Source organism: Streptomyces sp. CB02400 (assembly GCF_001905725.1).
GTDB classification, from domain to species: Bacteria; Actinomycetota; Actinomycetes; order Streptomycetales; family Streptomycetaceae; genus Streptomyces; species Streptomyces atrovirens.
Genome location: NZ_LIWB01000001.1, coordinates 463,741 through 474,441, shown reverse-complemented (window position 1 = coordinate 474,441; position 10,701 = coordinate 463,741). Strand labels below are relative to the sequence as shown.

At 68.0% G+C, this 10,701-nt stretch carries 8 protein-coding genes; all 8 read right to left on the bottom strand.

Annotated features, from left to right (window positions below; translation table 11 throughout):
* Nucleotides 1-32: 32 nt before the first annotated feature.
* Nucleotides 33-1,559, bottom strand: a complete 1,527-nt coding sequence (locus AMK33_RS01935; protein ID WP_073930898.1) for an amino acid permease — start codon at nt 1,557-1,559, stop codon at nt 33-35.
* 149 nt (nt 1,560-1,708) lie between these two features.
* Entirely contained in the window at nt 1,709-3,640 is a 1,932-nt protein-coding gene (gene dxs, locus AMK33_RS01930; protein ID WP_073930897.1) for a 1-deoxy-D-xylulose-5-phosphate synthase, read from the bottom strand.
* Between the two features lie 224 nt (nt 3,641-3,864).
* Nucleotides 3,865-5,157, bottom strand: a complete 1,293-nt coding sequence (locus AMK33_RS01925; RefSeq protein WP_073930896.1) for a sugar ABC transporter permease — start codon at nt 5,155-5,157, stop codon at nt 3,865-3,867.
* Nucleotides 5,154-5,945: an ATP-binding cassette domain-containing protein gene (locus tag AMK33_RS01920; protein WP_030832927.1), complete on the bottom strand. Its 792-nt coding sequence runs from the start codon at nt 5,943-5,945 to the stop codon at nt 5,154-5,156. The genes AMK33_RS01925 and AMK33_RS01920 overlap by 4 nt, the downstream gene beginning before the upstream one ends.
* Nucleotides 5,946-6,129: 184 nt before the next feature.
* On the bottom strand, nt 6,130-7,230 hold the full coding sequence (locus AMK33_RS01915; protein WP_073930895.1) for an ABC transporter substrate-binding protein: 1,101 nt from the start codon (nt 7,228-7,230) through the stop codon (nt 6,130-6,132).
* Nucleotides 7,231-7,364: 134 nt separating this feature from the next.
* Nucleotides 7,365-8,576 carry an ROK family transcriptional regulator gene (locus tag AMK33_RS01910; protein ID WP_073930894.1) on the bottom strand — a complete coding sequence of 404 codons (1,212 nt, stop codon included), beginning with the start codon at nt 8,574-8,576 and terminating at the stop codon, nt 7,365-7,367.
* Nucleotides 8,577-8,784: 208 nt separating this feature from the next.
* On the bottom strand, nt 8,785-9,720 hold the full coding sequence (locus AMK33_RS01905; protein ID WP_073930893.1) for a carbohydrate ABC transporter permease: 936 nt from the start codon (nt 9,718-9,720) through the stop codon (nt 8,785-8,787).
* Nucleotides 9,721-9,735: 15 nt separating this feature from the next.
* Entirely contained in the window at nt 9,736-10,665 is a 930-nt protein-coding gene (locus AMK33_RS01900) for a carbohydrate ABC transporter permease (protein WP_073930892.1), read from the bottom strand.
* Nucleotides 10,666-10,701: the final 36 nt, after the last annotated feature.

Genomic DNA, 10,701 nt, shown 5'->3' with positions numbered 1-10,701 from the left:
CGCGCCGGGCGAGGGGGCGGCCCCGGGCCGGTTCAGCGGGAGTCCGGGCCGCCGGACGGTCCGGGAGGCGCCCCGGGTTCCGCCCCCTCGGGCTGGGCCATACGGCTGTGGGTGCGGCTGTAGAGGAAGTAGACGACGATGCCGATCGCCATCCAGATGCCGAAGCGGACCCAGGTCTCGGCGGGCAGGTTCAGCATCAGCCACAGGGACGCGCCGACCGACACGATCGGCAGGACGGGCACCCAGGGGGTGCGGAACGACCGGTGGAGGTCGGGCCGGGTCCGGCGGAGGATGATCACGCTGATGGCGACGATGACGAAGGCGAACAGCGTGCCGATGTTCACCAGCGCGGCCAGCTCGTTCAGCGGGGTGAAGCCCGCGAGGATCGCGATGACGACACCGAGCAGGATGGTCGGCCGGTGCGGGGTCTTGAACCGGGGGTGGACCCGGGAGAAGAACCGGGGCAGCAGTCCGTCGCGGCTCATCGCGAAGAAGACCCGGGTCTGCCCGAGCAGCAGGATCATGCAGACGGTCGTCAGGCCGACGGCGGCGCCGAAGCTGATGAAGCCCGCGAACCAGGGATGCCCGGTGGCCTTGAAGGCGTCCGCCAGCGGGGCGTCCACGGACAGCTCGCTGTAGTGCTGCATACCGGTGACGACGATCGACACCAGGACGTACAGCGCGGTGCAGATGAACAGGGAGCCGAGGATGCCGCGGGGCATGTCGCGCTGCGGGTTCTTGGTCTCCTCGGCGGCCGTGGCGACGATGTCGAAGCCGATGAAGGCGAAGAACACCACCGAGGCGGCGGTGAAGATGCCCATCACGCCGAAGTTGGCCGGGGCCCAGCCGAACATGAGCTGGATGAGCGGGGAATCGAGGCTCTCGCCGGCGGGCACGGGCTTGGAGTCCGGGATGAACGGGTCGTAGTTGTCGGCGGTGACGAAGAAGGCACCCGCGATGATCACCACGAGGACCACGGTCACCTTGATGGCGACGACGATCGAGGTGACGCGGGCGGACAGCTTCATGCCGAGGACGAGGATGCCGGTGAGCACCAGCACCAGGACGGCGGCGAGGATGTCGAACCCGAAGACGTCGGAGCCCTCGCGGCTGCCCAGCGCCGCGGGCATCTCCCAGCCCGCGTTGTCCATGAGCGACTGGATGTAGCCGGACCAGCCGACGGCCACCACCGCCGTGCCGAGCGCGAACTCCAGGACCAGGTCCCAGCCGATGATCCAGGCCGGCAGCTCACCCAGAGAGGCGTAGGAGAACGTATAGGCGGAGCCCGCCACCGGGACGGTGGAGGCGAACTCGGCGTAGCAGAGCGCGGCGAGCGCGCAGACGACGCCGGCCACGACGAAGGCCAGGGCCGTGGCCGGCCCTGCGTTGTCCTTGGCGACCGTACCGGTGAGGACGAAGATGCCGGTGCCGATGATGACACCGACGCCGAAGACGGTCAGATCCAGCGCGGACAGGGATTTCTTGAGCGCGTGCTCAGGTTCCTCGGTGTCGCGGATGGACTGCTCTACCTTCTTCGTCCGGAAGAGGGGGCTTGTCACGGGTACCTCCCACGCTTGTCGTCCTCGACATGATCGAGAGGGGGCGTAGGTCGTATGCCCCGGCGCGGGCGCTTTCACGCGGACGGGCCGCGCGCGCCACTCTTCACAGTGGCACGGGCGGCCCGTCCGGGCGACGCGTGAGGCGCGGGTCAGTCGCGGGCCGGCTCCACCGAGTCGACCGCGTCCGCGGCGGACCGCTCGTACCGGCCGTCGAGCTTCGCCACCAGGCCGGTGACCTGGCGGGCGATGTCGGGGGCGGTCAGTCCGATCTCGGCCATGACCTCGGCGCGCGAGGCGTGGTCGAGGAAGCGCGGCGGGATGCCGAAGTCGCGCAGCGGTACGTCCACGCCGGCGTCGCGCAGGGCCTGGGCGATCGCGGAGCCGACGCCGCCGACGCGCGAGTTGTCCTCGACGGTGACGACCACGCGGTGCTTCTCGGCGAGCGGGGCCATGGCCTCGTCGACGGGCTTGACCCAGCGCGGGTCGACGACGGTGGTGGAGATGCCCTGCCGGTCGAGCAGGGCGGCGATCTCCAGGCACATCGGCGCGAGGGCGCCCACGGAGACCAGCAGCACGTCGGGGGCGTCGGTGCCGGGCTCGCGCAGGACGTCCATGCCGCCGACGCGGCCCACGGCGGGTACGGCGGGGCCGACGGCGCCCTTGGAGAAGCGCACCACGGTGGGGGCGTCCTCCACGGCGACGGCCTCGCGGAGCTGGGCGCGCACCTGGTCGGCGTCGCGCGGGGCGGCGAGCCGCAGCCCGGGGACGACCTGGAGGATCGACATGTCCCACATGCCGTTGTGGGAGGCGCCGTCGGTGCCGGTGACACCGGCCCGGTCGAGCACGAACGTCACGCCGCACTTGTGCAGGGCCACGTCCATGAGCACCTGGTCGAAGGCGCGGTTGAGGAAGGTGGCGTACACGGCGAAGACGGGGTGCACCCCGGCGTGGGCGAGGCCGGCCGCGGAGACGGCGCCGTGCTGCTCGGCGATGCCGACGTCGTAGACCCTCTCGGGGAAGCGCTTGGCGAACTTGTCGAGGCCGACCGGCTGGAGCATGGCCGCGGTGATGGCGACGACGTCCTCGCGCTCCTCGCCGAGCTTGACCATCTCCTCGCCGAAGACACTCGTCCAGTCGGCGCCGGAGCTGGCGATCGGCAGGCCCGTGTCGGGGTGGATCTTGCCGACGGCGTGGAAGCGGTCGGCCTCGTCCTGGAGGGCGGGCTGGTAGCCGCGGCCCTTCTCGGTGAGGCAGTGCACGATCACCGGGCCGCCGAACCGCTTGGCGCGGGCCAGGGCGGACTCCAGGGCCTCGATGTCGTGACCGTCGATGGGTCCTACGTACTTCAGGCCGAGGTCCTCGAACATGCCCTGCGGGGCGATGAAGTCCTTCAGGCCCTTCTTGGCGCCGTGCAGCGTGTCGAAGAGGGGCTTGCCGACGACCGGGGTGCGCTCCAGGAGGTCCTTGGTGCGGGTCAGGAAGCGCTCGTAGCCGTCGGTGGTGCGCAGGGTCGCGAGGTGGTTGGCGAGGCCGCCGATGGTGGGCGAGTAGGAGCGCTCGTTGTCGTTGACGACGATGACGAGCGGACGGTCCTTGGCGTCGGCGATGTTGTTCAGCGCCTCCCAGGCCATGCCGCCGGTCAGCGCGCCGTCGCCGATGACGGCCACGACGTGGCTGTCGCGCTTCTTGATCTGGTTGGCCTTGGCGATGCCGTCGGCCCAGCCGAGCACGGTGGAGGCGTGGCTGTTCTCGATGACGTCGTGCTCGGACTCGGCCTGCGAGGGGTAGCCGGACAGGCCGCCCTTCATCTTCAGCCTGGAGAAGTCCTGCCGGCCGGTCAGCAGCTTGTGGACGTAGGACTGGTGGCCGGTGTCCCAGAGCACCTTGTCCTTGGGCGACTCGAAGACCCGGTGCAGGGCGATGGTGAGCTCCACCACACCGAGGTTGGGGCCGAGGTGGCCGCCGGTCTTGGAGACCGCGTCGACGAGGAAGGTCCGGATCTCCCCGGCCAGCCGGTCGAGCTCCTCCAGGCTGAGCCGGTCCAGATCGCGCGGTCCCCTGATGCGGGTCAGCAGCGGCACCCGTGCCTCCTTGCAGTAGAGCTGATCGAGCTGTTGCCGGGCGGGTCGAGTCTAATGTTCCGCCCGGCGGGAACGACTCCGGGCGGTGCGTCGTACGTCACCCGATCAGCAGTACCCATAAACGACACGACTGTGCCCGGTACCTGTAAGGCACCGGGCACAGTCACACCCCAAGGGGCGCGGGGAACTGCGCGACAAGCCGCAGCGCACCCGCAGCGCAGCTACTACGCGCGCCCAGCCGTCTTCTGCGTCTTACGGGTAACCGCGTCGATGACGACAGTGGCGAGCAGCACACCACCGGTGATCATGTACTGGACCGGCGAGGCGATACCCTCGAGCGCCAGCCCGTACGTGATCGAGATGATCACCATCACACCGAGCAGCGCGTCCCACGTGCGGCCACGACCGCCGAAGAGCGACGTACCACCGATGACCGCCGCGGCGATGACGTTCATCAGGAACTCACCGGTACCCGCGCCCTGGTTGGCGGAGGCGATCTTCGACGCGACGAACAGGCCGCCGATCGCGGCGAACGTACCGGCGATCGCGAAGACCGAGATGCGGACCATCTCGACGTTGATACCGGCACGGCGGGACGCCTCGACGCTGCCGCCGAGCGCGAAGACCTTGCGGCCGTACGCGGTGCGGCGCAGCACGAAGTCCGTGAGCACCAGGAACGCCAGGAAGATCACCACGGCCAGCGGCAGGCCCTTGTACTGGTTGAAGACGATCGCGGCGGCGAAGGCCAGGATCGCGAGCAGCACGGTCCGCACGATGAGCTCGTTCAGCGGGCGGGAGGGCACACCGGCGGCCTCACGGCGGCGGTTGTCGAAGAACGCGGTGAGGAAGTACCCCACGGTCACGACGATCGCCAGGCCGTACGCGGCGGCCACATCGCTGAAGTAGTAGCTGGTCAGCTTGACGACGATGCCCTCGGAGTCGAGGTTGATCGTGCCGTTGGCGCCCAGGATCTGCAGCATGAAGCCCTGCCAGAACAGCAGTCCGGCGAGTGTCACGGCGAAGGCCGGGACGCCGATGCGGGCGAAGATGAAGCCGTGGATGGCGCCGGCCACCGTGCCGGTGAGGATCGCCAGCACCAGGGCCAGCACCTCGTTCATCCCGTGGGTGACGTTCATGACGGCGAAGGCGGCGCCCGCGACACCGCTGACCGAGCCGACCGACAGGTCGATCTCGCCGAGCAGCAGGACGAAGACGATACCGACGGCGATCATGCCCGTGCCGACCATGGCGACGGACATGTCGGAGAAGTTGCCGGCGGTGAGGAAGTTGGAGTTCAGGCTGGTGAAGATGGCCCAGATGATCAGCAGGCCGACCACGACGGGGATGGAGCCGAGGTCACCGGCCTTCATCTTCCGCTTGAACTCGTTCCAGTAGCCCAGGAAGCCCTGTTCGCGCACCAGCAGCCGGGGGTCGACCACGGTGACCGCCGAGGCGGCCGCCTCGGGGTTCTCCACGGCGTGGTCCTCGGTGGGGGTGGTGGTCTTTTCGGTGCTCACTTCTTGATCTCCCCATTGGTGCGCGCCGCACGACGGGTCACGGCGTTGTCCGTGGCGCCCGTGATGGCGGAGATGATCTCTTCCTGCGAGGTCGACTTGACCTCGAAGACGCCGTTGTTGCGCCCGAGGCGCAGCACGGCGACCTTGTCCGCCACGGCCTTCACATCGGCCATGTTGTGGCTGATGAGGATGACCGCGTGACCGCGCTCGCGCAGCCGCTCGACCAGGTCGAGGACCTGCGCGGTCTGCTCGACGCCGAGGGCGGCGGTGGGCTCGTCCAGGATCACCAGCTTGGGCTCGCCGAGCATGGACCGGGCGATGGCCACGACCTGGCGCTGACCGCCGGAGAGGGAGGCGATCGGGATGCGGACGCTGGGGATGCGGATCGACAGGGTGTCGAGGAGTTCGCGGGAGCGGCGCTCCATCTCCACCTCGTCCAGGACTCCGCGCCTGCGGATCTCCCGGCCCAGGTAGAGGTTGCCGACGACATCGATGTTGTCGCACAGCGCGAGGTCCTGGTAGACCGTCGCGATGCCCAGGTTCTGGGCGTCGTGCGGCTTGCTGATCTGGACGGCCTTGCCGTCCCACTCGATGGATCCCTCATCGATGGGATGCACGCCGGCGATCGTCTTGACCAGCGTGGACTTTCCGGCGCCGTTGTCGCCCACCAGGGCGACCACCTCACCGGCGTGGACCTCAAGCTCTACGTCGGTGAGCGCCTGGACGGCACCGAAACGCTTGGAGACCCCGCGCAACGCCAGCACGGGCGTAGCGGACACGTGAACCATCTCCTTCGCCGCCTGACCCGGCGGGAGGTTGTGCAGAAGTTTCTGAGGGGGGTGTTCCGTCCGGCGCCCCGCGTAGCTTGCGGGGCTGATGTGTGCGGGGCGCCGGCGGAGCGCGTGGCAGTCGGTCCCGTGCGGGGAGTCCGGGTCACGGACTCCCCGAGGCATCACGGGAGTTGGGGACTGCTTACTTGAGGCCGATCTTGTCGCAGGCCGCCTTGTACTTGTCCGTGCAGATCTCCTGGACGGTGTAGATGCCGTCCTTGATCACGGTGTCGTTGATGTTGTCCTGGGTCAGCGAGACGACCGGGACGATCACGGACGGGACACCCTTGGTGGTGGGGCTGTCGACCTTGTCCTTGGCGACGGAGTCCAGCGACTTGCCCTGCGCCAGCAGCACGGCCATCTCCGCGGCCACGTCGGCCTCCTGCGGGTACGGCTTGTAGACGCTCATGTACTGCTCACCGGTGACGATGCGCTGCACACCCGCGAGTTCGGCGTCCTGGCCGGTGACCGGGATGTCGGCGATGCCGGCGGCCTTCAGGGCGGTGATGATGCCGCCCGCCATGCCGTCGTTGGCGGAGTAGACGCCGACGATCTTGTCCTTGCCGAGGGCGGAGATGGCGCCCTCCATGTTGGCGTTGGCGTTCTCCGGCTTCCACTCCTTGGTGTCGTACTCGCGGCCGACCTTCACCTTGCCGTCGAGGACGGAGTGCGCGCCCTCCTTGAACATGGCGGCGTTCGGGTCGGTGGAGGAGCCGTTCATCATGACGATCTGGCCGTCCTTGGCCTTGTCGCCCAGCGCCTTCAGCAGGGCCTCGCCCTGGGTCTTGCCGACGGTCACGTTGTCGAACGAGGTGTAGGCGTCGATCGGGCCCTCGGCGAGGCGGTCGTAGGCCACGACCGGGATGCCGGCGTCCTTGGCCTTCTTCACCGAGCCGGCGATGGCCTTGGAGTCCACCGCGTCGATGATGAGAACGTCCACCTTGTTGGTGATCATCGTCTCGACCTGCTGGTTCTGCAGGCTGGCGTCCTGCTTGGCGTTGTTGTAGACAACCTCGCCCTTGTTGTTCGTGAGCTCCTTGACCTTCTTCTCGATCAAGGGCTTGTCGAGCTTCTCGTACCGCGCGGTCTGGTTCTCCGGCAGGAGCAGACCGACCTTGATCTCATCGCCCTTGGCGGCGGAGTCGCCGGAGTCCTTCTTGTCGCCGGACTCGGCGGCGCTGCCGCAAGCGGCGAGCGAGACGGCCATCACACCGGCGGCGACGGCAAAGGCAGCACGACGCATACGCGTGTTCACTTCTACAAACCTCCCTGACGAGGCCGCGTCGTTGCGGCCGAGGTGGCTGGAAGTCAACTCGGCCACACGTGCGACGTCAAGAAGTAAATCCTTAACGAGATGGCAACGGTGCCATCCGTTCTCTAAGTGAAGGCAGGGGCGGCCGCGGTGAGCGACCCGGTCGCGGTGCCGTCCAAAAGGGTCGAATCGCCCATCTCGCTCAGCGCGAGGGCGAGCGCTCCGAGCACCTCCGCACGGCCTCCAAGTGCCCCGGGGAGAATGGACAGTTGACGTGCCGCACTGGGGATCGCATAGCGGCCGACGGACTCCCGGATCGGCCCGAGCACCAGCTCACCGGCCTCGGCGAGATCACCGCCGAGCACCACCCGGCTCGGGTTCAGCAGGTTGCAGAGATTGGCGACTCCACTGCCGACGTGGCGGCCGACGTCGGCGATCACCCGACGGCAGCCAGGGTCCCCGTCCCGCGCCAGCCGTACGACGCCCTCCATCGTGAGGTCGGTGCCGTGACTGGGCTGGAGCAGCGGGAGCACATAGCGCGCGGCCGTGAAGGTCTCCAGGCAGCCGCGGTTGCCGCAGCGGCAGACGGGTCCGGATTCATCGAGTGTAATATGCCCGATTTCGCCTGCGGTGCCGCCCGGGCCGCGATAGATCTTCCCGCTGATCACCAGACCGGCGCCGACACCGCTGGCGACCTTGATGTACGCCAGGTCGCGCACGCCCCGGCCGCTGCCCCAGACCATCTCGCCGAGGGCGCCGAGGTTGGCGTCGTTGTCCACGTGCACCGGCACGCCGAGCCGCCCCCGCAGCTCCTCGGCGGGCCTGGCGCCGGTCCAGCCGGGCAGGATCGCGGTCGAGCCCAGGGTCCCGGACTCCACGTCGATCGGCCCCGGTACGCCGAGACCCACCCCCGCGACCTTGGACGGGTCCACTCCGGTCGCCTCGATCAGCCGTTTGACCAGTTGTTCCGCCCGGTCGAGGCCCTGCGTCGCGGAGGCGTCCACATCCAGCGGCTCGGACTCCTCGGCCAGCACCTGATGGGCGAGGTTCCCGACCGCGACCCGCAAATGGGTGTGGCCGAAGTCGACCCCGATCACGATGCCGGCGTCCCCGCTCAGCGAGACGCTGCGCGCCCTGCGCCCGCCCGCCGAGGTGGGCGTGACCTCGACCGTTCCGCCGTCCTTCAGCTCCCGGACGATGTTGGAGACCGTGGCCGCGGACAAACCGGTCGTCCTCGCGATCTCGGCCTGGGTGAGGGATCCCGCAAGACGTACTGCTCGGACGACCCGCTCCAGGTTGGCTCGGTGCAGCGACGACTGCGACCCCGGAGTCTCCACGACGACCTCCTGCGCGCGGGGGCCGCTTCGGTGAGGCCCCTCTCATGTCCAACTAGTGAACTCTAAGATGAGCCGTTCGGGTTGCCTCCCGTCAAGAGGTTGAACCGTTTCCGGGTGCACGGACACATGGACACGCGCCGCTCCCAGGGGCGGGAGCGGCGCGTGTACGAGGCGTTCCGGTGCGTCACTTCAAGGCTGTACCAGTGGGTTACTTCAGGGTGGCGGAGGTGAGCCCTGCCTGCACCTGGCGCTGGAAGGACAGGTAGACCACCAGCATGGGCACCATGGCGATCGTCACGCCCGCGAAGAGCACCGGGAGGTCCGAGGCGTAGCCCTGCTGCTGCTGGAGCTGGATCAGCCCCTGGGTCAGCACGTAGCGTTCCGGGTCGTCACCGCTCTGCGGCTGCATCAGCACCGTCGGCAGGATGTACTGGTTCCACTGGCCCAGCGTGTTGAAGATGCCGACGCTCAGCAGACCGGGCTTGGCCATCGGCAGCATCACCTGGAAGAAGGTCCGGGTGTGCGAGGCGCCGTCGAGGATCGCCGCCTCGAAGACCGCCGTGGGCAGGGTCCGGAAGAAGGCGTGCATGAAGAACACCGTGAACGGCATCGAGTAGGCGACGTACACCAGGATCAGCCCCTGGTAGCTGTTCAGCATGTCGAGCCGTTTGACCATGAAGAACAGCGGCACCAGGGCGAGGAACACGGGGAACATCGCGCCCGCGACGAAGAAGTAGTACAGGAACCGGTTGCCCCAGAACTCGTACCTGGCCAGCACGTACGCCGCCATGGAGCCGAGCAGCATCGTCAGCGGCACGGAGAAGACCAGCACGATGACGGTGTTGAGGAAGTAGTCCCCGATGCCCTTCTCCCAGGCGCGGGAGAACACGCCCGGGTCCCAGTTCTGCGGCCAGCCGAAGGCGGAGCCGCCGATCTGCGTGTCGGTCTTGAAGGAGCTCAGCACCAGCCACAGCAGCGGCAGCACGATCAGCACCGCCCACACGACGAGGAAGCCGTGCGAGAAGACGTTCAGCACGACGCCTTCGCCGCGCCGGTCGCCGGGGCGGACGGTGCCCTTGGCCACCGGCGGCGGGGGCGGGGTGGGGCCCCCGGTGGGGGCGGTTTCCTTGAGGGGTGCGCTCATCGTCGTTACTCCGCCTCAGAACTCGATGCGCTCGCGACGGGTGGCGCGCAGCATGACCACGGACACGATCAGGGTGAGGACCAGCATGACCACGCCCATGGCGCAGGCGTAGCCGCTCCGGCCGTACAGCAGGAAGTTCCGCATCATCACGGTCGACATGACCTCGCTGTGGTGGTCGGGCCCGCCGCCGTAGTCCCCGGCTGTCATGGTGGAGACCAGGATGAACATGTCCATCGCCGCGATGCCGAGGTAGACCCAGGCGGTCTGCACGGAGTCCCACAGCAGCGGCAGGGTGATGCGGAAGAAGGACTGGGCGCGGCCGGCGCCGTCGATCAGCGCGGCCTCGTAGACGTCCCGCGGAATGGACTGCATGGCGGCGGAGAACAGCACCAGGTAGAAGCCGACGCCGTGCCAGACGACCACCGCGATGAGCGCCCACAGCACGAAGTTCGGCTCGTTGAGCCATTCCACCGGATTGTTCTTGTCGACCAGTCCGAGTTTGATCAGGACGCCGTTGAGCATGCCGCCGCCGTCACTGCGGTACACCGCTCCGAAGAGCACCGCCATGATGGCCAGGGACAGCACCTGCGGGAAGAAATAGATGACCCGGTAGTACTTGGATCCGGCGACTCCCGAGACGCCTCCGGAACGTCCGCGTCCGCCCGCGTTCACCATGAAGGCGAAGAACAGCGCGAGCAGAATGGTGATCACCGGGATGAACACCAGGAACAGGATGTTGTGCCAGATGGCTCCCATGAAGATGTCGTCCTGGAGCAACTTCGTGTAGTTGTCCAGTCCGACGAAACTGAAGGTCTGCGACTGGCCCTTCCAGTCGGTCAGCGAATAACCGAACGTCTGGATGTACGGCCAGATCACGAAGATCAGATAGAGCGCCACAGGAAGGAGGAGAAATCCCGCGACGAACCGGTGCTGCCCTTTGCGCATGGCGTTCCTGCCCCTGGGTGTGGCCGTTCCGGGCCG

Excerpts from the sequence above, each read along its gene's own strand:
- AMK33_RS01920 (WP_030832927.1), bottom strand. The coding sequence starts at position 5,945 with ATGGTTCACGTGTCCGCTACGCCCGTGCTGGCGTTGCGCGGGGTCTCC.
- AMK33_RS01915 (WP_073930895.1), bottom strand. The coding sequence starts at position 7,230 with ATGCGTCGTGCTGCCTTTGCCGTCGCCGCCGGTGTGATGGCCGTCTCG.
- AMK33_RS01905 (WP_073930893.1), bottom strand. The coding sequence starts at position 9,720 with ATGAGCGCACCCCTCAAGGAAACCGCCCCCACCGGGGGCCCCACCCCG.
- AMK33_RS01900 (WP_073930892.1), bottom strand. The coding sequence starts at position 10,665 with ATGCGCAAAGGGCAGCACCGGTTCGTCGCGGGATTTCTCCTCCTTCCT.